Source organism: uncultured Acetobacteroides sp. (assembly GCF_963667355.2).
Taxonomy (GTDB): Bacteria; Bacteroidota; Bacteroidia; order Bacteroidales; family ZOR0009; genus Acetobacteroides.
The window spans coordinates 839,057-863,226 of the sequence record NZ_OY763328.2; the positions used below are offsets into that span (position 1 = coordinate 839,057).

The 24,170-nt window shown below is 50.3% G+C and carries 15 protein-coding genes; 6 read left to right on the forward strand and 9 right to left on the reverse strand.

Annotated elements, in window-relative coordinates:
- Nucleotides 1-101: 101 nt before the first annotated feature.
- A complete protein-coding gene (locus ACHZA1_RS03440; RefSeq protein WP_320053837.1) occupies nt 102-1,946 on the reverse strand; it encodes a glycoside hydrolase family 13 protein in 1,845 nt (614 codons plus the stop codon).
- 447 nt (nt 1,947-2,393) lie between these two features.
- Here ACHZA1_RS03440 and ACHZA1_RS03445 point away from each other — a divergent pair, with 447 nt between their 5' ends.
- Entirely contained in the window at nt 2,394-3,404 is a 1,011-nt protein-coding gene (locus ACHZA1_RS03445; RefSeq protein WP_320053838.1) for a cation diffusion facilitator family transporter, read from the forward strand.
- On the opposite strand, the gene ACHZA1_RS03450 is transcribed toward ACHZA1_RS03445, so the two are convergent.
- Nucleotides 3,401-5,395: a hypothetical protein gene (locus tag ACHZA1_RS03450; RefSeq protein WP_320053839.1), complete on the reverse strand. Its 1,995-nt coding sequence runs from the start codon at nt 5,393-5,395 to the stop codon at nt 3,401-3,403. The genes ACHZA1_RS03445 and ACHZA1_RS03450 overlap by 4 nt on opposite strands.
- A gap of 728 nt (nt 5,396-6,123) precedes the next feature.
- Here ACHZA1_RS03450 and ACHZA1_RS03455 point away from each other — a divergent pair.
- Nucleotides 6,124-8,487, forward strand: coding sequence for a GAF domain-containing protein (locus ACHZA1_RS03455; RefSeq protein WP_320053840.1), 2,364 nt, complete (start codon nt 6,124-6,126; stop codon nt 8,485-8,487).
- 148 nt (nt 8,488-8,635) lie between these two features.
- Here the strand turns inward: ACHZA1_RS03455 and ACHZA1_RS03460 are convergent, their stop codons facing one another.
- Nucleotides 8,636-11,107: a Smr/MutS family protein gene (locus tag ACHZA1_RS03460; protein WP_320054885.1), complete on the reverse strand. Its 2,472-nt coding sequence runs from the start codon at nt 11,105-11,107 to the stop codon at nt 8,636-8,638.
- 140 nt (nt 11,108-11,247) lie between these two features.
- Between ACHZA1_RS03460 and ACHZA1_RS03465 the strand changes: the two genes are divergently transcribed.
- The gene (locus tag ACHZA1_RS03465; protein ID WP_320053841.1) at nt 11,248-11,562 is read left to right on the forward strand and encodes a YbjQ family protein; all 315 of its coding nucleotides are present in this window, start codon (nt 11,248-11,250) and stop codon (nt 11,560-11,562) included.
- Between the two features lie 47 nt (nt 11,563-11,609).
- Here the strand turns inward: ACHZA1_RS03465 and ACHZA1_RS03470 are convergent, their stop codons facing one another.
- The gene (locus ACHZA1_RS03470) at nt 11,610-11,888 is read right to left on the reverse strand and encodes a hypothetical protein (RefSeq protein ID WP_320053842.1); all 279 of its coding nucleotides are present in this window, start codon (nt 11,886-11,888) and stop codon (nt 11,610-11,612) included.
- Between the two features lie 182 nt (nt 11,889-12,070).
- On the opposite strand from ACHZA1_RS03470, the gene ACHZA1_RS03475 reads away from it, so the two are divergent.
- Together ACHZA1_RS03475 and ACHZA1_RS03480 are read left to right on the forward strand one after the other, a co-directional pair.
- Nucleotides 12,071-13,762 (forward strand): ABC transporter substrate-binding protein, encoded by a 1,692-nt coding sequence (locus ACHZA1_RS03475; RefSeq protein ID WP_394701065.1) that lies wholly within the window; start codon nt 12,071-12,073, stop codon nt 13,760-13,762.
- Nucleotides 13,743-14,591, forward strand: coding sequence for a hypothetical protein (locus ACHZA1_RS03480; RefSeq protein ID WP_320053844.1), 849 nt, complete (start codon nt 13,743-13,745; stop codon nt 14,589-14,591). The genes ACHZA1_RS03475 and ACHZA1_RS03480 overlap by 20 nt, the downstream gene beginning before the upstream one ends.
- On the opposite strand, the gene ACHZA1_RS03485 is transcribed toward ACHZA1_RS03480, so the two are convergent.
- A complete protein-coding gene (locus tag ACHZA1_RS03485; protein WP_320053845.1) occupies nt 14,588-16,861 on the reverse strand; it encodes a hypothetical protein in 2,274 nt (757 codons plus the stop codon). The genes ACHZA1_RS03480 and ACHZA1_RS03485 overlap by 4 nt on opposite strands.
- A 1,036-nt stretch (nt 16,862-17,897) precedes the next feature.
- On the opposite strand from ACHZA1_RS03485, the gene aspA reads away from it, so the two are divergent.
- Nucleotides 17,898-19,358: an aspartate ammonia-lyase gene (gene aspA, locus ACHZA1_RS03490; RefSeq protein WP_320053846.1), complete on the forward strand. Its 1,461-nt coding sequence runs from the start codon at nt 17,898-17,900 to the stop codon at nt 19,356-19,358.
- Nucleotides 19,359-19,404: 46 nt separating this feature from the next.
- On the opposite strand, the gene xseB is transcribed toward aspA, so the two are convergent.
- The 4 genes from xseB to dnaK all read right to left on the reverse strand — a co-directional run bounded on the left by xseB (nt 19,405) and on the right by dnaK (nt 23,917).
- Nucleotides 19,405-19,605: an exodeoxyribonuclease VII small subunit gene (gene xseB / locus ACHZA1_RS03495; RefSeq protein ID WP_320053847.1), complete on the reverse strand. Its 201-nt coding sequence runs from the start codon at nt 19,603-19,605 to the stop codon at nt 19,405-19,407.
- Nucleotides 19,587-20,990, reverse strand: coding sequence for an exodeoxyribonuclease VII large subunit (gene xseA / locus ACHZA1_RS03500; protein ID WP_320053848.1), 1,404 nt, complete (start codon nt 20,988-20,990; stop codon nt 19,587-19,589). Before xseA ends, xseB begins: the two co-directional genes overlap by 19 nt.
- 113 nt (nt 20,991-21,103) lie before the next feature.
- Nucleotides 21,104-21,892 (reverse strand): toxin-antitoxin system YwqK family antitoxin, encoded by a 789-nt coding sequence (locus ACHZA1_RS03505; RefSeq protein WP_320053849.1) that lies wholly within the window; start codon nt 21,890-21,892, stop codon nt 21,104-21,106.
- A 108-nt stretch (nt 21,893-22,000) separates the two neighbouring features.
- Nucleotides 22,001-23,917: a molecular chaperone DnaK gene (gene dnaK, locus ACHZA1_RS03510; protein WP_320053850.1), complete on the reverse strand. Its 1,917-nt coding sequence runs from the start codon at nt 23,915-23,917 to the stop codon at nt 22,001-22,003.
- Nucleotides 23,918-24,170 lie beyond the last annotated feature (253 nt).

Here is a 24,170-nt window from a genome sequence, read left to right on the forward strand (position 1 = left end):
CCGAAACGAAGGTATAAAATTTAGTCTTACGATAAATCATCAGGCATAAAAAAACCGCTAGAAATCATCTAGCGGTTTACCATAATATGAGTAAGAATATCCTAGCGCACCCTTACGATATCAGCCCACTTAGGAGAAACGGTAAGCGTAAGGTTACCCTTTACAGCGCTGTAGGTTTTCCCGTTAAGCAGATCGCTCATCGATTGGCCTGTTACCCCTGCAAGGGTAACCACCTGCTCCTTAACGGAGTTGTTAAGAGCCACTATTAGCTTGCGTCCCTTGTACTCGCGCTCAAAGACGTAAACGTCCTTAGCATCGTCGGCAATGAGGGTTTTAAAGGTGCCCAGCTGTAGGGCTGGGTTCGCGTTGCGTATTCCGATGAGCTTCTTGTAGTGCGCCTGCAACTCCCTGTTCACCTCTACCCTATCGGGGGTGCGCTTGGAGCCATCGACGTTGTAAACCTCATCGGCGTAGGTAATATCGTCCCAAACCATAGGCTTGCGGCAGTCGGGATCGTTGCCGCCCCACATACCAACCTCATCGCCGTAGTACACCATTGGAGCACCAACATAGGTCATCTGCATAATTGCAACGAGCTTTTGCAACTGCAGCTCCTCGGCGTTAGGCTTACGAACGCTATACTTCGGATTGTTTGCCGCCTGCGACTTGCCAAAGTATGTGCCCCAGTTGCGGTAGTTGCAGATGCCACGGTTTACAATGTGAGACCCAATTCGGTTGGCGTCGTGGCTGCCAAAGAGGTTCTGCACCACGTAGGCAACACCCTGAGGGTAGTACTCCCTTAAATCGCGCAACTTTCTATCGAACTTGGAGGCGCTGATGCGCATGGAGTCGGGGTTGATGAAGAACTCGGCACAGGTAAAGGCAAAGTTGTAGTTCATCTCGGCATCGAACTCATCGCCCAGGAGGTAAGGCTTTACCTTTTCGGGAGCTTCGACAATCTCGGCGGTCATATAGGCTTGGGGGTTGATGGAGCGAACGTGCTTGCGCCACTGCTTCCAGAAGGGATGACCTATGCAGTAGGCAACGTCGAGGCGCCAGCCGTCAATGCCGTACTTGGTACCCATGCCCTTCGGATTCATCCAGCGCTGGGTTGCGGCAAAGATGTACTGCTTGGGACCATCAACAATACCATTCGCATCCTCGCGCAGCTCGGGAAGCGACTTAACGCCAAACCACCCCTCGTAGTCGAACTTGGTTCCCTTAACGCTATCATCATACGACTTAACGGTAAACCAATCCCTATACGGAGAGTGCTGCTGGTTCTTCTTCAGATCGCGGAACGCGAAGCTATTTGCCCCTAAATGGTTAAATACCCCATCGAAGATAACGCGGATGCCCCTGTTGTGCGCCTCTTTGATGAGCTTTAGTGTCAGCAGGTCGGCCTTTGTCCACACCCAGGTAGCGGGCTTTAGCGGATTCTCGGTTGCCATTAACGCCCTATCGCCAACAGGATCTGGACCGAAGTTTGGATCGACATGGTGGTAGCTGGCACCGTCGTACTTGTGCGCCGAAGGGGAGTCGAATATCGGGTTAAGATAGATGGCGTTAAAGCCCATACCCTTTATGTAGTCGAGCTTTTCGATGACCCCCTGAAGGTCGCCCCCGTAGCGGCGACGGAGCATGTGCTTCCATAGCTCGGGTTCTCCATTAGCTTTCTCGTAGGGCTGGCGCTCGTACCAATCGCTACCCCAAGGGTGCACCTGCCATTGCTTAGGAGGATCGGCGGGGTCGGCACCCTTAATGTCGTTCACGGTTGGATCGTTGGTTGGGTCGCCATTCCGGAAGCGCTCGGGGAAAATCTGGTACCACACCGCGCTCTTTGCCCACTGAGGGACAAACTCTACGGTTTGGCTTGGCCTCTTCGCCACCGATTGCTGTGCCAGCGCAACCAGCAATAGTGCACAAGGTAAGGTTATTCGTTTCATGCTTCTGCAAGATTATTTATCGGATAAGATAATTCATGCCCAAATGTCGGAGGTTTAGCCGTCAAATAAAACAGGTAAATTTGGGTACGATGCATAATGCAATTGTGCCTATTTCAACAACCGAATTGCAACATTAAAGGAGAGGAGGCGTCCCCATAGCCTCCATGCTAAGGAGTTTCCCCAAATTCTCCAATGCATAATCAATGCCAGCAGTCCTTCCTCTTAGGCAGAAGGGTAAACGGTAGGTTTTGCTCGGTAAATCAACATTATTAGCCCACCCCGCCCCTCCCAAGGAGGAGATAACGTACTGCTATTAAGCTTTTATACTTTTAATTTCACACTTAGCTTTACGGCGATCAAACCGTCCTCCCCTATCGGCATCACCAGCACCGAATAGCGCCAGTTGATAAAATTGGGAAGTCACCCTATCTTTACCAAAAAGCCATCATGGTAAGCAATGCCCAACAGAACATTAACTATCAGAAAATAGTTGCCACGGTAGCGGTGGCGCTCTTTGCCGTTAAAACGGTGGCGTGGTACATCACCGGATCGGTAGCCATCTTTACCGACGCCATGGAGAGCATTGTGAACATGGTTGGTGGATTTGTTGGGCTATACAGCCTCTACCTTTCGGCTGTTCCTAAAGATAGGAATCACCCCTACGGGCACGGTAAGGTGGAGTTTGTGTCGGCGGGCTTCGAGGGGGCGCTTATCGCCATTGCTGGAGCCCTCATCATCTACAAATCGATACTCGCACTGATATCGCCCACCCCGCTGGCTAAGCTCGACTACGGTATCTACCTGGTGCTCTTCTCGGCCATCGTAAACTACGGGGTCGGCTACATGGCCATCCGCCAAGGACGGAAGACCAGCTCGTTGGCTCTTGTTGCCAGCGGCAGGCATCTGCAATCGGATACCTACACCACCCTAGGCATCATCGTTGGGTTAATCATCCTGGAGATTACAGGAAAGGGTTGGCTCGATGCAGTTACGGCTATGGTATTTGCCTCCCTAATCATCTACCAAGGGGTAAAGATTGTGCGGCATGCCCTTGCGGGAATCATGGACGAGGCCGACATGAAGCTCATCGCCGATGTGGTGGAGCAGCTGAACAGGAATCGCAGGGCACATTGGATCGACCTGCACAACTTCAGAATCGTTAAGTATGGAGCCGTGTACCACATCGACTGCCACCTGACGGTGCCCTGGTACATCACCGTAAAGGAGGCTCACCTTGAGGCCAGCCAGCTAGAAGGTTTTATAGTGGAGAAGTTCGGGAGGAACATCGAGATGAGCGTGCACGTGGAGGACTGCCACCTATCGGCCTGCTCGATATGCGAGGTTAAGGATTGCACTCATCGGGTAGCGCCGCTTTGCCATCGAGTGAAGTGGAACGCCGATAACGTTGCCAGCGTTAAGCGCCATATTGGAGATAGCCCAAGCTGCAGCCATAGCTAGTGCCTCCGCTTCCTACTCCTCAGCGGCAGGATGTACTGGTGGGGTGCCCTAACGAAATCGGCCACCAGCACCCTTATCAGCCTCAGGTAGTCGGATGGATTTGCACCGTGCGAGTAGAGGGCAACGGCTATGGATAGGCCAAAGCTAACCACCACATTCATCAACCCAATGCCAAAGATGCCTACGGCCACCTCGACCACCATCCCCAACGACGGCATCGCCGGGCTATCGGCTAGGGCAATGCCAAAGTTGGCCGCCGAAAAGGTGACGTGCCGGATATCGAGCGGAAGCCCAACGAAGTGCCCGATGGTAGAGGTGGCGCCAAGGAATAGGCCTAGCGCTACGTTCCCGGCGAGGTTCCCCATGTTGCCCGATAGGTATACGGACAGGCCATTCTGGCGTCGCCGACCGAGCAACCGCCCTAACCCCTTGTGCGACTCAACCCGCTGGCAGAAGCTGTTGTGAAGAATCAGGTTGTCGTAGTATCCGGCAATCAACCCCGAAAGCATGAGGTATACCCCCGCAATGGCCGCATAGAAGAGCGACAGGCTTGTCCACGGGCTAATATCGGCCAAAAGGGTAGCGCTCTTGGGGGCATCTACGACATGGCCTCCGCCGATATAGGTAAAGAGGGTGGCCAGCAGCCAGGCGAAGGGTAGCGATGCGGCCACATTCCCCATCAGCGAGACGAACTGGCTTCGGACGATCTGCCGAGTCAGCAGTAAGGTATCAGGGGTAATCATCTGCCGAGAGTCACCGCTGGCAAGGGTTTTGGCAATGGTGGAGGCCGTCATGGCAGGCTGCTTGGTGGCTAGGGTGAAGCGCAGCATGTATATGGCCACAAACCCCATCGCATAGTTAAGGCTATACCCAACAGCCGTACCTAAAGGGGATAACGGCAGGTACGATACGCCTAGCTTAAGGCAGGCCAAAAGGGCTACGACCAGCCCCCCCCCTAGGGCCGCCTTAAGCATCACGATGTACTCCTTGAGGTTGGCCACCTTGTAGTGCTCGCCCGTCTTGGAGGTGTTCACCGCAATCTTATAAAGGAGGAGCCGCGTGCTGGTATGCAGGTGACGGCTGATGCTGTTGCGCTGCTTCTCCACGCGCACCAGGTGCACCACCAGCTGCCGGATGCCATCAGCCGCCCCCCTACGATCGGGCGACCCGACTACGGCAAAGAGCATGGCGTAGCGCTCCACCTGCTGCTCGAACCGCTTAATCAAGTAGATGAAGTGCATGCTAACGCCGTAGCGGTCCTTATTCGCGTAGATATGCTCGATGAGCTTACGGCACTTCGCCAGATGGCTGAGGATGGCCTCCTGGTAGCGCTTCACCTCGTGCGCTGCCGATGGGGTACGCCGGGCCTTTACCAGCTTATTGGTGGCCCGCGCCAGCTCCAGAAAAGGGGAGTCGATGCTTTCGAGTTCGGGGAGCTTCGAGTCGATCTCGGGCTCGTAGGCAATGGCGGTGATGCGCTGGGCCAGCACGATGAGGGAGTGGGAGATGGCGCTCTCGAGGCCGGAATGCTGGAGCGGCTCCTCGGAGAGGCGCAACACCGCCATAAAGCGGTGCCAGTCGTCGCGCGAGAGCGCCGCGAGCCATATATAGTCGGTTCGATGGCTGAACACCTGGTGCAGCAGCGAGCGGGCGTCATCGTCGGGGTAGTATTCGGGCAGGAGCTTCCGGCTTAGCTTAGCCCGCAAATCGGGCCAGAAGCTGCGGATGGACACGATACCGCTTTCGGCAAAGAGCTTCTCGGAGCTATAGCCATTCAGCACATCGAACAGCAGGGTGGCCACCTGGCCGGCCAGCAGGGTATCCTCCTCAAGCAGTTCGGCCAAGTAGCCGAAGCAGGCATGGGCATGGCCAACATCGGAGGCCACCGCTGGCCGAAGCAGCCCTACCATGCTGGACAGCCGCAGGACAGCGCTCTGCCGCCCATCGGCCACCACCACCCTTAACTCTTGCTCGAACGTTGCTCTATCCATGCTGTTCCGCTGTTGAAATTAGCCATTACTCCGCTAATATAGCAAAAACGGAAGGAATAAGCAGGTTCGGCAACGGCTTTGGCGGGGGCACCTTTACAGCTACCTCCGTCCCCCTTACCTAACACCTCCGAACCACCCATTCCTTGCCCAACAGCACCTATTGGAGGTCGACCATGCAGCAAATACATAAAATACACCTTAAAGGCTAGGCTAAAGCGAGCAGATACAAGCGATGCCAAGCTTTAACGCCAAAGCACCCCCCCCACCGGTAGCCATAAACCTGCACAAAATCGAAGTTCCACAAACCAAAGGGGAGCTTAAATGCAGGCCAAATCGGAGAAATCCCCCTATCCCCCAAGTGCGGCAAACTATTTAACAAAGCGACAGTATTCTTCACATTCGGCTTTTTTAGCTGAAGATGATGTAATCTTCCTCCCCATATGGCTACGAATACGCAGCCCGCAAATGGCTATCTGCCCCAATTTTAAACAGAACACCAGCAGGAATAGCGAGGGCTAGCTGTGCAATAAGTTGAACAAGCACCACCCCAAGCTAAAACGCCCTTATAAATAAACAGGTACCACCAGCATCCGGCAAGGCATCGCAATGCGCCTATCCATCACCGACAATCATTTAACAATTTATACCAAGAGCTAAGCAACTGTGCAGCCTTGCCCAAGATGTATGTTTAATACATTTGGCACCAGAATAAACTTCAAGGGCAACTTATGTTTGAATCTATTAAAGGCTTCTTCTCCATCAAGAATCAGAAGTCGTTACAAGGGAAGATCTTCAGGGATGCGACATTCACATTTGGCGCAGTATTGGCTGTAACGGGAGCATTCTTTGCGTACACGAACTGGACAACCAGCAAGGAAAACGCCGAAAAGTACTACACCCAGCAGGCACAGGTAAACGCCACGGGGGCTAAAATGCGCATCTACCGCACCATCGGAACCGCACGTACCTTGACCATAGCGCTGGACAATATCCTGCAGAGCGGGTCGTCGCTTCGCGACAGCTCGATCTCGCGCCTGCTCACCAGCGTTACCCAGCGGCTGACTAAGTACAACGACATCACGCTGTACCACGCCGCCTACTTTTCAATAGACTCCAAATACCTTCAGGGCGATGGCTCGGAGGGGCATGTGCTCTACATCTCTACAGCCGATAGGCCTGGGGTAACCCGCCAGGTAAAGCAGGGATTCGACCAGAGCGGCGTCGACAAGTGCCTACAGCACGCCGAGTCCATCGACAAGACCGTAATATCAGAACCTTATACCAGCAGCTACCCCAACGGGTCGCCAGCTGCCTACGTGGCCACCATTGCCGCCCCCATCGAGTTTAACGGCAAGGTAGTAGGGGCGGCCGCCGTAGATATGCCGCTCGATCAGATGCAGCGCATCACCAAAAAGACGGCAGTTCCCGAAGGGGCATCGGCCTACCTGATATCGCACGACCAGCAGATGGTCACCAACACCAACGACGAACTCTACGGCAAGCCGCTAGCAGCCGATACCGACCCCAAACTGAAGGAGACGCTACAGACCATCTTTACGGAGAAGGATAAGAGCCTAGGATCGTACTACGTTGAAACCGATGACGTATCGCACTTTGTGGCACCAGTCAACGCCGACCAGGACTACACCACCTGGGCCATGGGACTAACCATTCCGAACAGCGTACTCTACAAGAAGGCGCTAACCGATACCATCCTGGCCATTATCGTATCGATAATTGGCTTGGTGATCTGCTCGTTCATGAGCAGCAATATGGCCAAGCGCATCACCAACCCCATCAACAAGATGAACGATAGCATCACCAAGCTGGGGCTAGGCGACGTGAGGAACACCAAGAAGCTCGACACCTCCGACCAAACGGAGATCGGCCAGATCAACCGATCGGTGAATAACCTGATCGACTCCTTGGGCGAGGCGGTTCACTTTGCCAACGAAATCGGCAAGGGCAACTTCGATGAGGACTTAAAACTCCAGAGCGAGAACGACAATATCGGACTGGCGCTGCTAGAGATGAAGGAGAGCCTGCGCCAGAGCAAGAGCCAGGAGCATCAGCGCCAGGAGGAGGAAATGCGCAACAACTGGGCTAACGAAGGGGTGGCCAAGTTCGCCGAGATCCTGCGCAGCAACCATGCCGACATCGGCGAGCTGTCACATCAGATCATCAGCAACCTGGTGAAGTACCTCGGCATCAACCAAGGCGGACTCTTCGTGCAAAACGATAATGAGACGCAGTACCTCGATATGACTGCCTGCTTTGCCTACAACCGCCGCAAACTGATGGATCGCCGCATCGAGGTTGGCGAAGGACTCGTTGGCCGCTGCTACGTAGAGGCTGAGCCCATCTACCTACTCGAAATTCCAGACAACTATATCACCATCACCTCCGGGTTGGGTGATACGGCTCCACGCTGTCTCCTCCTAGTACCCCTAATGGTAGACAAAGAGGTGAACGGCGTAATCGAATTAGCCTCACTGCAACCCCTCGAAGAGTACAAGATTAGCTTCGTACAAAAGGTTGCCGAGAGCATTGCCTCTACCCTTAAGGCAGCCCGCGTAAACGAGCGCACCGCCAAATTGCTTGAGCAAACCAAACTTCAGGCCGAGGAAATGGCCGCTGCCGAAGAGGAGATGCGCCAGAACCTAGAGGAGTTGCAATCTACCCAAGAGGAGATGGCCCGCGTGCAGGAAGACCAGAAGCTGGCGATGGACAAGATCAACACCGATAACCAGATGTTCGAGGCGCTGCTTAGAAGTACGTCGGAATACGTCAACTTTAAGGATAACCATGGCCGTTACCTCCGAATAAGCGAATCTTCTAAGAGGCTGTTCGAGATAGATCGAATTGAAGATGCCGTAGGCAAAACCGCCACCGATCTATTCAGTACCGACGTCGCAACCATAATTGACCAGGAGGACAACGATGTTATGGCCAGCCAAAGGCCAATCATCAAGCAAAGGGGTCAGTTTAAATTCAAGGATGGCGTTGTTGTAAACATAGAGAAAGACAAGTACCCCGTAAAGAATGCCAGCGGGGAGGTTGTTGGACTAGTATCGATATACAAAGAGGTGTAAGTAAGGGAATGAAAAGATCATAACACCTTTGTTGATGAGAGGAGTAAGCCGGGACGGCCTACTCCTCTTTCTTTCTTCTCCCTACACCAAGCAAAAAAGAGGGCCGAAGCTGCAGCTTCGGCCCTTTATGGTGGTCAGGAATACCCGTCTATATATCCAGCTTTACGATGGTGATACCGGCGCCACCCAGCTCCTCGCGCTCGTCGCCGAAGGACTTCACTAGGTCGACCGTCCGCAGGTAGTCGCGGATCAGCTGCTTGAGGATGCCGCTCCCCTTGCCGTGGAGGATGCGCAGGTCGGAGATGCTGAGCATGATGGCCTCGTCCACCAGGTCGCGCACCACCTCCAGGGCCTCGTCGGCGCGCATGCCCCGCAGGTCGACGTTGCTCTTAAAGTTGTTGCGGCGGGTGCTCATCTCCACCACCGTCGACGAAACGGTTCGGTCCTCTCGAATCTTCTGCTGGAACTCGGCGTTGGAGGCGCGCTCGAGCTTCTCCACCTTTACCGAGGTGTAGAGGTTGCCAAAGGCCACGGTGGCGCTTTTGCCCGATAGCTGGGTGATCTCACCAACAGCCCCCTGCCCCTTCAGGCGCACCTTGTCGCCCAGTTCGAAGGACTTCTGCTCCTTCTGCGCTGGCGCCTTCGGCTCAATAGCCGTCTTATCCGACTTGCGCTCCTGCCGCTGGCGCAGCTGCTCCATCTTACGGGCAATGCGGGTGTCCTCATCTTCCGACTCCGCCTCTAGTCTCTCCTTCTCCTGCTCAAACTGCTGGCGAGCCTGGCGGGTCTTCTCCCTCTCGGCGTTGCTCTCCTTAATCTCGCGGATGGTGCGCTCGATGCTCTTGTTGGCCTCGGAAAGAATAGCCTTAGCCTCAACCTTAGCCTTCTCCACCACATCCTTGCGAAGATCCTTTATCTCCAGAAGATCCTTCTCGAACTTAGCCACCAGTTCGTCCAAGCGCCTCTCGTTGCGCTTTATCTTATCGCGCTTGCTCTCCCAGTAGTGCTTGTCGCGGGCAATCTGCCTCAGCTGCTTCTCCATGCTCACATACTCGTCGCCCACCTTTTCTGATGCAGCAGCGAGCACGCTCTCAGGAAGACCGATCTTCCGGGCTATCTCGAAGGCAAACGAGCTGCCGGGCTTGCCCATCTCCAGCTTAAACAGCGGCTGGATCTGCTGCACGTCGAACATCATCGCCCCGTTGACAATCCCCTTGGCATCGGCAGCAAAGTACTTCAGGTTCGAAAAGTGGGTAGTAATCACCCCAAAGGTCTTCCGCTCCAAGAATTGGGCGAGCAGGGCCTCTGCAATGGCACCGCCGACAGTGGGCTCGGTTCCCGAACCAAACTCATCTATAAGGATAATCGATCTTTCGTTGATGCTGCGCAGGAACATCTTCATGTTCAGCAGGTGCGAGCTGTAGGTGCTCAGGTCGTTCTCCAGGCTTTGCTCATCGCCGATATCTATCAGCAGGCTTTCGAAGATGCCCATCTCCGAGATCTCGGATAGCGGCACCAGAAAGCCCGATTGCATCATGTACTGCAGCAGCCCAACGGTGGTTAGGCATACCGACTTCCCCCCGGCGTTAGGACCGGATATCAGTAGCAAATGGGTCTCCTTGTTCAGCTCGATGCTGAGCGGCACCACCTGTTTCCCCTCCTTCCTGAGCGTAAGCATCAGGATGGGGTGCTTGGCGTTGCGCCAGCTGAGGTGCGGGTAGTCTACCAGTATTGGCTTTACCCCATCGATATCCAGCGCCACCTTCGCCTTTGCCTTAACGAAATCAACCGTAGCCATATAGTCGATGGCGCCCAACAGGTCGGGCAGCATGGGGCGCAGCCCATCGGCAAAGGTGGTGAGGATTACCACAATCTCGCGGCGCTCGTCGTAGTAGAGCTCCTTGATCTCGTTGTTGAGCTCTACCACCTCTATGGGCTCAACGTAGAAGGTCTTTCCTGTCGCCGATTCGTCGTGAACGAATCCCTTTATCTTTCGCTTGTTGGCGGCGCTTACCGGAATCACCGGCCGCCCCTCGCGAATGGAGATCTGCACATCCTCATCCACCACCCCGCTGGCTTGGGCGCTCTTTAGGATTGAGGTCATCCTACGCGATATCTGCGACTCCTTAGCGCTGATCTCTCGACGGATCTCCAGCAGCGCTGGCGAAGCATTGTCCTTCACCTTGCCAAACCGATCGATAATGGCATCGATGCTGGCAACAACCGATGGGAAGGCGCTTATGCCCTCCGACATGCGGGTGAAGTAGGGGTACTTCTCCGCCTCCACGTTCCGCAGAAAGTTCAGGATGGAGTTTACCACCTCCAGCGCGCTACGCAGCAGCACCATCTCGGCGGGATCTAGGAATGTGCCGATTACGGCGAGCTTCCGGAGCAGGTTATCCACGTTAACATAGCCCGACTGAGGGAAGCCCACCTCCATGAGCAGGATTTGGCGGAGCTCCTCCACAAGGCTTATCTCGCGGACAATCCACTCGTAACTGGTGGACATCTTTACGGAATGCAACTTCTCCTTTGCCAGCTCGGTGGCGCAGTAGTGCTCGGTTAGCTGTCGAATTCGGTCGAATCCAACCTTTTCCTCGAAGGTATTGGGATAAATCAAGTTGTTTATTTCTATTAGTGATGCAAAGGTAATCACCAGTTGCGGTTTCTTCAAATCGGACTGAAGAGAAGTCGGGAGATAGATGGCAATATATCAAAAGGATTTTTTACATTTAATGCCGTAAAACAAAACCTCAAGTTATGATTCTAAGCACAACCCCATCCATCGAGGGCCACCAAATCGTAGAGTACCTCGGCATTGTTACCGGCGAAACGGTTATTGGCGCCAATATCTTCAGGGATTTTATGGCCGGCATTCGCGACATCGTTGGTGGCCGATCCTCATCCTACGAGGAGGTGCTTAAGGAGGCGAAGGACACGGCCCTTCGCGACACCATCAACGAAGCCCTTCGCCTCAACGCCAACGCCGTTGTGGGCATCGATATCGACTACGAAACCATTGGCCAAAGCATGCTGATGGTTTCGGTGAGCGGCACTGCGGTAAGGCTGTTATAGCCTTTGCAACGATAGCGAAGAGGTTGCCACTGTACGGCAACCTCTTTCTATTCGAGGTCTACAGCAGCTTCAACCTCCCCAACGCAGCACCCCACCCTTCCGATACGCTCCGGAGGCACTGCGGCTACTGATAGAGCCCCTACTTGCGTTTTCCTCGTGTGGTTAAGAGAAAACCTTACGACGTTTCCCTTTTTCCTCGCGACATTTTCTTTTTCCCTTGCGAGGTTAAGAGAAAACCACGCGACGTTTTCCGTTTTCCTCGCGACATTTTCTCCTTTCCTCGCGACCTTAAGAGAAAACCTTGCGACATTTTCCGTTTTCCTCACGAGGTTAAGAGATATCCTCGTGACGTTTTCTCTTTTCCTCTGGGTGTATTCACGGAACTGTGTCTACCCTATTTTTTCGGAAGCAGGAATTACGCCTGCCTTTTAGGTTAGGGCTGCTAACTGGGCAACGAAAGCTCGAAGAAGGCTTACCGCTGGAGCGGCTCCAAATATCGCACTTGTTAATGAGCGCATCTTTTACCCGTAAAATCGCCTTCTTTTTATACTTTTGGGCCAAATTGATCGTGGTGAAAAGAAGATTCCTCATACTGCTTATAGCAATAGCCGCTCTGGGATGCTCCAACAGGAAGCACGAGCTGGCCGATGTAATCCGCTACAACGAGTCGAAGGGAATTGCGACGCTAGATCCGGCATTTGCCAGCAACCTGAAGACGATCTGGGGCACCATCCAGCTCTTCAACGGGCTAGTTCAGCTCAACGACAGCCTCAAGGTCGAGCCCGCCATAGCCAAGTCGTGGGAGATTAGCCCCAACCAAACGCTCTACACCTTCCACCTGCGCACCGACGTTACCTTTCACGACGACCCCGCCTTCCCCCACGGAATCGGGCGTAAGGTGGTTGCCGCCGACTTTGCCTACTCCTTCGGCCGCCTGCTCGACGACAACGTGGGCAGCCCCTGCCGCTGGATCTTCGCCAAGCTCGACACCACCTTCCACGGCAACGGCCTTTTTGCGGCCAACGACTCCACCTTCCAGCTAAAGATACAGGCACCTGCCCCCTTCCTGCTGGGCATGCTGGCCATGCCGCCCACCAGCGTCGTGCCCAAGGAGGCCGTGGAGCGCTACAAGAAGGACTTCCGCAAGCACCCCGTCGGCACTGGACCATTCATGTTTAAGCTGTGGCGCGAGGGCGAGATGCTCGTACTGGTAAAGAACCCCAAGTACTTCGAGTTCGACGCCAAGGGCCAGCGCCTGCCCTACCTCAAGGCTGTAAACATCACCTTCATCACCGACAAGTACTCCGAGTTTATGGAGTTCATCCGCGGCAACCTCGACTTCATCTCCGGCATCAACCAGTCCACCAAAGACGAGATCATTACCAGCTCGGGCAAGCTCAACCCCAAGTATGCCGACCGCATAAAGATGCTCGAGATCCCCTACCTCAACACCGAGTACCTCGGCTTCACGCTCAACCTGCCCCCCAGCCACCCCCTGATGAACCCGCTGGTTCGGAAGGCCATTGCCATAGGGTTCGACAGGCATAAGATGATCAAGTACCTCCGCAAAAACCTGACCATGCCCGCCGAAAGCGGCATAATCCCCCCATCCATACCCGGCTACAAGCCCACCGAGAAGCCCTACGCCTACAACCCGACGCTTGCCGCCGAGCTGCTCCGAAAGGCAGGCTACCCCCACGGGCAAGGGATACCACCCATTACGGTAACCTCGCTCGAAGATTACGCCGACCTGCTGGAGTTCATCCAGCACGACCTGGCCGCCATCGGCATAACGCTCAACATCGACATCGTTCCGGGCGGATCGTTCCAGCAGGAGATGGCTTCCGGCAAGCTCCCCTTCTTCCGGGGCTCCTGGATTGCCGACTACCCCGATCCCGAGAACTACATGGCCCTCTTCTACTCGAAAAACGAGAGCCCCAACGGGCCGAACTATACCCGATTCAAGAGCAGCGAGTTCGACAAGCTCTACCTCGAATCGTTCTTCAAAACCGGTGAAGCTCGAAGCCAGGCCTTCTCCAAAATGGACAAGATCCTCGCCAAGCACACCCCGTTAATTCCACTCTACTTCGACAAAACTGTACGGTTTGTCAAAAAAAACATCGTCGGATTAGAACCAAATCCGATGAATTACCTTTACTTAAAAAAAGCCCGCAAGATTAATGGTAGTAGTAGCCTATAGCGCCTTAGGAACAACAGAGTGGAGCATTATTGATAGAGCAGGAAAAGTCGTCGCATTTACAACCGAGGAGTTAAACCCCATACTAGTGGATAACTACACCGTTGTACGCGCGCTAATTACCCACTTTCCCAAATCCATCGACCCCCGCAACATCACCCACGTGTTCTTTTACGGAGTTGGGTGTAGCGCCCAATCTCACCAGCAACGCATCGTTTTCTGCCTCGAAAGCTTTTTCGAGGAAGCCACGGTTATGGTAGATACCGATCTGACAGGTGCCGCAAAAGGCGTATTCAACCACACCCCAGGGCTAATCGCCATCCTAGGAGCAAGCTCAAGCACCGGCGCCTACAACGGCACAACCATTATCGAGAAATCGATTTCGCTCAACATCCACATCGGCAACGAAGGGGGCAGCATCAGCATCGGCACACAGGTAGCCAAAAGCTACTACTACGGCAGCATGCCCGACGAACTCAAGGAAATTTTTATAAAGGAAACGGGGATATCCCCAAACGAGCTGTTCAACAGCCTAAACAGCTCCGAAAACCCGGCCCAATTCCTTTCCGGCTTTGTTGAGTTTGCGAGTGCGCACAAAGCTCATCCGTTCATCAGGCAACAGGTGCAGAGCGCATTTCGCCAATTCACGGATCTACACCTAGTGCCTCTTTCGAAAAAGACAGGCATCACAAACATTGGAATTGTTGGCTCAATTGGCTTTCTTTTCAACGACATCCTACAGAACGAGATCAGCACGCACAAGCTCCAAGTTCAAGCAAAGGTACACTCTCCCATGCCAGGATTAACAGATTATCATCTTGCCATGCCCTAAACGGCGTGGTAAAGGATTTCGCTTCTCTTACTCCCAATTGTGCCAGAGTACTCCCTAAACTTTTGCGCCTGAACATGCATCTTGTAGTCATCGAGGATGTCGGCAAGCTGCTTGACCCTCGAAACCTCCAGCAGCTTAAAGCTGGCGTTACTGCATATCTCAAGAGCGGTTTGATAGTAGTACATAAACTTCGGCTTATCGTCCTGCTGCAGGTAGCTGCATGCGAGCAGAACATACCCCGACACCCGATTGAAGTAGCTTTGCGAGATCGGCGAAGCGTTAACCTGCTGTTCTAAGCCGTACGCCTTCACCGCCGACAGCGTATGCCGCCTATCTTCAATGCTCAACAGATCCAACTTGTATAGATCGTAAAGCATGGAAAGTTTTACATCCTTCTCCATTTCACCTTTTAGGGGATGCTTGCCTATCAGTTCCAGCACATCCCCGGCCACTGCCATATCCTTGAAAAGAATTAGATGTGGCAGCAACTCTAAGTAGAAAACAAAGGTCGACAACCGATTAGCTGCCGATTGACGGCTGTAAAGGATTTCGGCAGAAATCAAGCTATCCCTCAAGTTCTCGGCAGGCTCCTCGCTGTTTACAATATGTGCGTGGTAAATCGTCCAAATTGCCCAGAGTAAAATGCTATAGCCGCTGCACGACTCATCGACATGCAGTTCCTTGAGATCCTCCGAGAAGGCAAAGAAATCGTCATAATCGAGCAGCTGCGCCCTAGAAATAGCCAACCCCGCTAAGCTGTACACCCGCTCATTTGTGGTAGTCGAAGACTCCAAGATCATCTCCAAGAACTTGTAGTACGATGTGTTTAGATAATCAAAATCAAAGAAGGAGCTAATCAAGAACTCTTTTGCAACGGGATACTTGCTATACTCTTTCGCCAATAACGAAAGAATTGGCTTGTCATTTCTAAGCAGGTAAATTATATATTTCAGGATCTCCTTATCCCTGCTAATTGTATCCGGAAGCAGGTAGAAATCCTTTATGGCTTCAAAGTTATTCTCAGCATACGCAATGGCGTAAAGATTACTAATCAACCGAATCCTTAAATCTGAATTGGTATAATGCTTATCGACCTTTATGAACAGATCGTGGGTAACCCCTCCATTCTCCTCAACAAGGTAACGGGTTATCAGCAAATCCCGAAGGTTCGAGTGCGAGAAATCAACTTGAACAACTAGATTCTTGAACTTATTTGCGAATGTCTCTTCCGAAAGAATGCTGAAAGCCAGTAGATGCTCATAAGCCGCAAAGTAATTGCCTCCCTTTCGAAGATGAATCGGATACTTTTCCTTTAGGTCATTCTTCTTTACAGGCCGCAAGGTTTGCCCATATTGCTGTTCCTTAAGAATAAAATTGATGATATCCAGATTCTCATCGGCATACTTAGCATGCGCAACCTCCCTCGAAATAAACTCATCGATTACATCATTATAGCTTTGCAGCTTCAGCGTACTACTATTGTATATAGCAATAAACAGCTTCAGCATGTATGGATGAGAAATGGTCTCCTTAAGCATAAAGTTAAGCTGCTCCACCAGCAGTTTCCGTCCCTTTGCTTTCTTATTGATGAAATTATTGAATGCCTCCTGCAATTCTTTATGGTTAAGCAAAGGCAAGTTTGTAGCATCGCTTTCAAATGCACCATAGCTTAATCCCATCCAGCATGAAGCAGCATTCGTGTTGCCGACTACTTCCTGCACCATACTCCGTCCCCAAATGCTCGTTCGGGTAGTAACAACAACCTTAATAAACGCACTTCCAGAATACTTACTTACAAAATCGACAACTTTAGAAAGAAAAGTTACCGCTTTAGTTTGAGTGCTATCAATTTCATCAAGAGCATCTATAATAAGTAAAAACGATTTACCCTCAAACAATTCTGGATTGCCAAAAACATTCTCATTGGTTTTAAACAAATTGCTTGAAATCCACCTATCAATTGAAGTTGAATGAGTATACGATTCATCTACCTGAGCCCCCGTTAAGAAGTATATAATGCTATTTTTAAAAGCCTTACGATTCACATTTCGTACTACCCACGATGCAACTCCCAGTGATTTACCATAACCGCCTGGTGCTATTATTCCAGTAGCTGTATAGCGAGAATCAAGAAGAGCCCATATCTGATCGTCAACACATTGCCTAAAGACTACATCCTTAGAAACAACACCCGATTTCTTAAAAATAAAGGAAGCGATATTCATGGAGATCCTATCGGCATTTTCCTTACCGACATGCCAATTTGACATTGCATTGTCGAGTAAACCCGCTATAGAATGTTTATCTTCAAAATCGCAACAAAAATCTCCCCATGATTTATATCCAACAAATTGCGATAGCAGATCTAAGGTATGAACCGAAGGCTTACGTGGACTTGGCAGTAACCCCCATAACCTGCGTAATGTCGAATCGCTGATTCTTGCGCCACAACGTTCTGTTATTAATTCGGAAAGCGATTGGCAGTTTTTCACACTAGCCACCTTCCCTCCAAACTCTTGTTCAACGCGTTCCTTCAGCTTATCAAACATATCAAGATACCTCCTTTCTTAATTCAAAATGAGACATACTAAATAAGAGAAAAAATTTGACAACGATGACACTTGTTGGTGCAAATCTTTGAACATACTTTTGCCCCATCCAAAAACAACGCTCCTTGACTAATATAGATTCTAATAAAAGGACACAGGTTATTAGTGAAATAAGAATAAGCGTATGGGCAGTGATGAACTAAGAATAAACAATTAAGGAGCGTTTGTTTTTGTACCAAAACCGAAACATAAAAAAGAACAAGATCATACCATATAAAGAAAACCATTTAAGAATATATAATACTCGAAAAAGCGCCTTGCCCTTTGGCTATAGTAATGCTAATAAGAACAACTAAGCATAGCAAAAATGATTCAAATACAGGGCAGTGTTAAAACTTAAAGACTAAAGGGTGAGGCGTTTTTTTCATATTATTTGAATTATGATTTTCTTCGGTCACCGCACAACAGTTTTTTCGCTCTCCCAAAATCAAAATGAATAGAATAGTTGTCTATTCCTTCCCCTCACGGCAACCAACCTTTTAACATGAAGAAGATATTCATTTAGGATTCTGCGTTACCATCTGACTCTCTTTAATTAGCGAACAGACATAAGTTTCAATTCAGAAGCAATAAAAGCCCTTTACTTACATTTAACAGTTTTTGTTTTAATATATCTTACACTTTGTCATCATAACAAGCAAAAAGATTTCGTATATTTACTGAAATTTTTAATACGTAAACAACTGGAGGGTAAACCATGGAAAGCCTATTTGCCAAGTTAAGTTCCCAAAATGTAAATATTCCTTTTTCAGGAAAGACAAGAACAGAGCATGACCTACTGGGTAATAAAGAAGTACCAGTAGAAGCATTTTTTGGAGTCCAAACTCTAAGAGCTCTGGAAAATTTCAACATTAGCGGTGTTACGCTGAAATTCTTCCCAATGCTAATAGAATCGCTTGCATTGGTAAAAGAGGGCGCTGCTGAGGCCAACTGCGAACTTGGACTTCTTGAACCAAACATCAAGGATGCCATTGTTGAAGCATGTAAGGTTGTAAAATCGGGCTCGCTAAACGAGCATTTTATCGTTGATATGGTGCAAGGTGGTGCAGGTACATCAACTAATATGAATGCCAACGAAGTAATCGCCAACATGGCCCTAGTTTCTATGGGCAAGAAAAAAGGGGAGTACTCGTTTGTTCATCCAAACAACCACGTAAACCTATCACAATCAACAAACGATGCTTATCCAACAGCCGTTAAACTTGCTGTAATCTTCAGCAATCAACAGCTTATTGATGGTCTTAAATCTCTCATCGATGCATTTAGAGCAAAGGGTGTTGAGTTTAAAGACGTAATCAAGATGGGTAGAACCCAGCTGCAAGATGCGGTACCAATGACTCTTGGACAAGCGTTCGAAGCTTATGCAGTTACTCTTTCGGAAGAGATCGATCGCTTGGAACAAAACGTGAAGCTCTTCCACGAGATAAACATGGGAGCTACTGCCATCGGCACTGGAATTAACTCAGATCCAGACTACGCACCTCTTGTTACAAAGATTCTTGCCCGCATTACAGATCTTCCTCTTGTACAAGCAGCAAACTTGGTTGAAGCAACTCAGGACACTGGCGCTTTTGTAATGTATTCATCGGCACTAAAACGTCTTGCAATTAAACTTTCAAAGATTTGCAACGACCTTAGATTGTTGTCTTCAGGACCTCGCACAGGAATTGGAGAAATTAATCTTCCTCCAAAACAACCAGGATCATCAATCATGCCAGGAAAAGTTAATCCTGTTATCCCTGAAGTTGTTAATCAGATTGCCTTTAAGGTTATTGGCAACGACCTAACGGTTACAATGGCTGCCGAAGCAGGTCAGCTTGAGCTAAACGTAATGGAACCAATTATCGTTTACAGCATCCACGAGTCAATAGAGTTGCTCAGAAATGGAATGCGCACCCTTAAGGATGAATGTATTGAAGGAATCACAGCGAATGAAGAGCACTGCCGCAACCTTGTTCTCAACTCAATCGGGTTGGTTACAGCGCTTAACCCATACATTGGTTACGAAAACTCTACAATCGTTGCAAAGGAAGCCCTTGAAACTGGCAAGAGCGTTTACAACCTAGTTCTTGAGAAGGGTCTGCTTTCGCAAGACGAATTGGATAACATTCTCAAACCAGAGAATATGATTCAACCACGAAGGTTTACAAAGAAATAGACATCAACGCATATAAAAAAGGAGGCCTTTCAGCCTCCTTTTTTATTTACTCCTTCATACCTTTAAGAATACCCTCCACTTCGGTTTCGGTCTTCCTAAGCTTTTCCTTACAGAACTTGATCAGTTCTGTCGATCGCTTAACATCCTCTGCTATTTGATCGATATCTACATCTTGCCCCTCTATACGAGCTAGAATACTTTTAAGTTCGTCGAGTGCGGCACTATAGGTCAACTCCTTTTTTGCCATATATCTCCTGTTATACGTTTTACTACCGTTACCTTACTCTTTATTCGACCAGCATCAAGTAGGGTCTCAACCTCTTTCCCATCTAGGTCTTCGAGTTGCCGCACCACCTGTCCATCGCACAGGGTTAGCGAATACCCCCTCTTTAGCACCTCTCGCGGACTTGACGCCCCGATTCTGGCTTCTAGGTTATCTATTATTGTTTTCTGCTTAGCAAGCCCCACCGTCAAACCAAACTCCAACTCGCGGTTTACCTGTTGCAGGAAATCGTATCGCCGCTTAATGCTGAACAGTACCGATGCGTTAAACACATGCGTTACCCTATCTGCAAATCTTTTCTGATCGTTTAGGATGGAGGTTGCCCGATTGGATACCGTATAGGCTATATCGCTAATGAAAGTTCCATGCTGCTTAAGCATATCTCTAATTCTATTTAGTAGTTCATACTCCACGTCAAGCGTCAGCAGTTTTTGGTGGTGAATTAGACTCTGGGCCACATGCCCTATACCATTTGCATAGTCGACAAGTTCGTCCTCAAACTCCGCCAAGCAATCGATAAGGAAGTTGGCCACGGCGGTTGGTGTCTTAAACGACTGGTGCGCCACAATGTCAACAATGCTCTCGTCCTTATCGTGCCCGATTCCGGCAAGAACTGGGATCGGGAATTGGGCAACGTTGGCAGCAACCGCGTAGGAGTCGAAACAGACAAGATCGGTTTGCGAGCCCCCTCCTCGAATAATCACCGCGACATCAAAATCGTTTAGCCTGCTATAGATGCAATCGAGCGCAGCAATGATTGATGCTTCGGCCTCATTGCCCTGCATTACGGCGGCAAACAGTTCCACCGAAAAGGCATACCCAAACTGGTTAGCGGCAAGGTGGTTTAGGAAGTCTTGGTAGCCTGCTGCCGAGGCCGACGATATCACCGCGATTCGCTGCGGCGCCATCGGAAGAGGAACCTCCTTATTTAGGTCGACAATACCCTCCTCCATGAGCTTTTGAATGATAAGATTCCGCTGCAACTTCATCTCGCCAACCGTATAGGAGGGGTCGATATCCACCACATTTAGGCTAAGTCCGTACACCTCGTGAAACCGAACATCAACCTTAACCAACACCTTTAGCCCCTGCTCGAGCGCTATTCGAGTGGATGTTTCGAAGTATGCCTTGAGAAGTCGAAACTTGTTAGCCCAGATGTTTGCGCTTACCTTGGCGCGAATCTTTACGGTATCGGAATCATCCTTCTCGATTAGTTCCAGGTAGCAATGCCCGGCATAGTTAACCTTTATCTCACCTATTTCGGCCACCACCCAAATGGGTAGCGGAAACGAGCTTTGAAGGCTATCCTTTATCTTTTGCTGTAAGTCGAATAACGAGTAATGCTCCATTGCTTTGCTACTTTTCTTTTCAGCCAACTTACCTAAAGATAGAATTACATTGATATGCGGCAGGAGGTATTCGGCGGCTGATAAATGATGCTAAACTCTAGCTGCGACCTTGCCTACCTTAGAAGATCTTCTTCGGTTGGTTCCTTTAGTTTTCCCTTCATCTTGTTGAACGAGTTTAGCATCTCGGTTTCCTTCTTCACCATCTCGTCGGTTATTGTTGGGTAGCCATTATGGTAGGTAACTTTCGAGAAAACAGCTCCGTCCTGACTGTAGGTAATCCACTCGCCATCCTTCTCGCCATTTACGTAGGTGCCGACAATCCGTTTGGCGTTATTATCGTAATATCCTCGGTAAGGACCAATGAGTTTTCCATCCTGACTGTAGGTTAGCTCCTCCATCAGGGTGCCGTTGGAGTAATACTGCACCGCAGCACCAACACGACGACCATTTGTGTACTGGTACTTATACATCACCGCCTTATTCGGATAGTAGCCGTTTGCCTTTCCATCCTTGAGGTTATTCTTATAGTTCTCCACGTACATTGTTTGCCCATCGGGATAGTAGGTTATCCACTGACCCTCCTTTTTATTCTTCTCATACTTCCCCTTTGCCAGTAGGATACCGTCGGCATTGAACAGCTGCGCTTCGACAACGCTTGAGTTTGGAAGGTAGTTCAATATCGACTTTATCTTTCCACGCTTCGAGTAGCGCTTAACAAGGCCCACGGGCTTATCGTTCTCGAAGTAGGCTACGTACTGAATGGTGCTGTCCTCGTAGGTTTTCTTCCACCATCCCATCTTTTGCCCCCGTGCATTCTTCTGGTTAAATACGGTATCCTGCTGCGCCGAAACCGTCATTGCACAGCATAAAAAGCAGCTAACTAGAAATAGTATTGCCTTCATCTTCCTCTGACTTATTTAAACATTATTATCCGCACCAAAAGTAGCTGCAATAATGAAAGAAAAAAGCCCCAAGGAGGGGCTTTTTTCTGTTTATGGTTACGGGGCGAACTACTTCACCTCCTCGAAGTCTACATCGGTAACGGATTCATCCTTCTTACCACCTGCATCAGCGCCTTGTCCAGCACCTGCACCAGCACCAGCATCTTGAGGTCCTGCTTGTGCGCCGGCGTTGTACATCTGCTGAGATGCTTCATTCCAAAGCTCGTTAAGCACCTTGGTAGCCTCATCGATGGCTGCTAGATCTTGGCTAGCATGAGCCGACTTCAGCTTGCCAACTGCCTCTTCGATTGCCTTCTTCTTATCGGCAGGCAGCTTATCGCCAAATTCCTTAAGCTGCTTTTCGGTTTGGAAGATGAGCGAATCGGCATGGTTTAGTTTGTCGATTTTCTCCTTAGCCTCGCGGTCGGCATTCTCATTAGCCCTTGCCTCATCGCGCATGCGCTTGATTTCGTCATCAGAAAGACCTGATGAAGCGGTAATGCTAATCTTTTGCTCCTTGCCGGTTGCCTTATCCTTTGCGGTAACATGCAGGATACCGTTTGCATCGATATCGAAGGTTACCTCGATTTGAGGCACGCCACGTGGTGCTGATGGAATTCCATCAAGCGAGAAGCGTCCGATCGTCTTGTTGTCTTTTGCCAAAGGACGCTCACCCTGTAGCACGTGGATTTCAACCGAAGGCTGGTTATCCGCAGCAGTGGTAAAGGTCTCCGACTTACGGGTTGGTATGGTTGTGTTGGCGTCGATCAGCTTCGTCATTACGCTACCCATGGTTTCGATACCTAGCGAAAGTGGGGTAACATCGAGAAGGAGTACGTCGGTAACATCGCCCGAAAGTACGCCACCTTGGATTGCGGCACCTACGGCCACCACTTCGTCGGGGTTTACATTCTTAGAAGGCTGTTTGCCGAAGAACTTCTCAACCTCTGCCTGAACGGAAGGAATACGGGTTGAACCACCAACTAGGATTACATCGTCGATTTCGGAAGTGGACAAGCCGGCATCTCTAAGGGCAACCTTGCATGGCTCAATCACACGGCGGATTAGCTCGTCGCAGATTTGCTCGAACTTAGCGCGGGTAAGCGTCTTAACAAGGTGCTTAGGCACACCGTCAACTGGCATTAGGTATGGCAGGTTGATTTCGGTAGAGGTGGTGCTCGAAAGTTCGATCTTCGCCTTTTCGGCAGCTTCCTTTAGGCGTTGTAGCGCCATTGGGTCCTTGCGAGGGTCAATGTTCGCATTTTCTGCCTTAAACTCATCGGCCAACCAGCCAATGATGCGGTTGTCGAAGTCGTCGCCACCAAGGTGGGTATCACCGTTGGTAGACTTCACCTCGAATACGCCATCGCCAAGCTCTAGGATAGAGATATCGAAGGTACCTCCACCAAGGTCGAATACGGCGATCTTCATATCAGCGCCCTTCTTATCAAGACCGTATGCAAGAGCGGCAGCTGTTGGCTCGTTGATAATACGAAGAACCTTCAGACCGGCAATTTCGCCTGCTTCCTTGGTTGCCTGACGCTGCGAGTCGTTAAAGTATGCAGGTACGGTAATAACCGCTTCGCTAACCTCTTGTCCGAGGTAGTCTTCGGCGGTCTTTCTCATCTTTTGAAGGATGATCGCTGAAACTTCTTGTGGTGAGTATAAACGATCGCCAACCTTTACGCGTGGTGTGTTGTTGTCGCCACGAGCAATTTTAAATGGTACGCGCGTCATCTCCTCTCTTACCTCATCGTAAGATTCGCCCATGAAGCGCTTAATCGAGTATACGGTCTTTTCAGGATTGGTAATTGCTTGACGTTTTGCTGGATCACCAACCTTAATTTCGCCATTTTCGGTAAAAGCAACTACCGAAGGTGTTGTCCTTTTCCCTTCGTTGTTTGGAATTACAACGGGCTCGTTACCCTCCATTACGGATACGCAAGAGTTGGTTGTTCCCAAGTCAATACCAATGATTTTACCCATAGTATGTTTGCTTAAAAGAGTTAATTACTTAATTGTTGATGCCAATAGTATGGCAATACTTATGCCAAGGGAAGGGTTGCAGACAATTTGTCACACATCCCCAAATGCACGGCTCCACCAGCTGTATTGGGGTGGTTTGTGTCAGACCAAACCTGACAAAACAGTCCGAAGGCTGCCTACCCATGGAGCTCCGTTCCGAGAAGTACCGCATCGAAGGCGAAGCGGAATACCTCGATGGGTGGTTCGACGGGCC

Coding starts and splice junctions, on each gene's coding strand:
- xseB (WP_320053847.1), bottom strand. CDS start 19,605: ATGGCAAAAAAGGAGTTGACCTATAGTGCCGCACTCGACGAACTTAAA.
- xseA (WP_320053848.1), bottom strand. CDS start 20,990: ATGGAGCATTACTCGTTATTCGACTTACAGCAAAAGATAAAGGATAGC.
- ACHZA1_RS03440 (WP_320053837.1), bottom strand. CDS start 1,946: ATGAAACGAATAACCTTACCTTGTGCACTATTGCTGGTTGCGCTGGCA.
- dnaK (WP_320053850.1), bottom strand. CDS start 23,917: ATGGGTAAAATCATTGGTATTGACTTGGGAACAACCAACTCTTGCGTA.
- ACHZA1_RS03450 (WP_320053839.1), bottom strand. CDS start 5,395: ATGGATAGAGCAACGTTCGAGCAAGAGTTAAGGGTGGTGGTGGCCGAT.
- ACHZA1_RS03445 (WP_320053838.1), top strand. CDS start 2,394: ATGGTAAGCAATGCCCAACAGAACATTAACTATCAGAAAATAGTTGCC.
- ACHZA1_RS03455 (WP_320053840.1), top strand. CDS start 6,124: ATGTTTGAATCTATTAAAGGCTTCTTCTCCATCAAGAATCAGAAGTCG.
- ACHZA1_RS03475 (WP_394701065.1), top strand. CDS start 12,071: ATGAGCGCATCTTTTACCCGTAAAATCGCCTTCTTTTTATACTTTTGG.
- ACHZA1_RS03480 (WP_320053844.1), top strand. CDS start 13,743: ATGGTAGTAGTAGCCTATAGCGCCTTAGGAACAACAGAGTGGAGCATT.
- aspA (WP_320053846.1), top strand. CDS start 17,898: ATGGAAAGCCTATTTGCCAAGTTAAGTTCCCAAAATGTAAATATTCCT.
- ACHZA1_RS03485 (WP_320053845.1), bottom strand. CDS start 16,861: ATGTCAAATTGGCATGTCGGTAAGGAAAATGCCGATAGGATCTCCATG.
- ACHZA1_RS03465 (WP_320053841.1), top strand. CDS start 11,248: ATGATTCTAAGCACAACCCCATCCATCGAGGGCCACCAAATCGTAGAG.
- ACHZA1_RS03505 (WP_320053849.1), bottom strand. CDS start 21,892: ATGAAGGCAATACTATTTCTAGTTAGCTGCTTTTTATGCTGTGCAATG.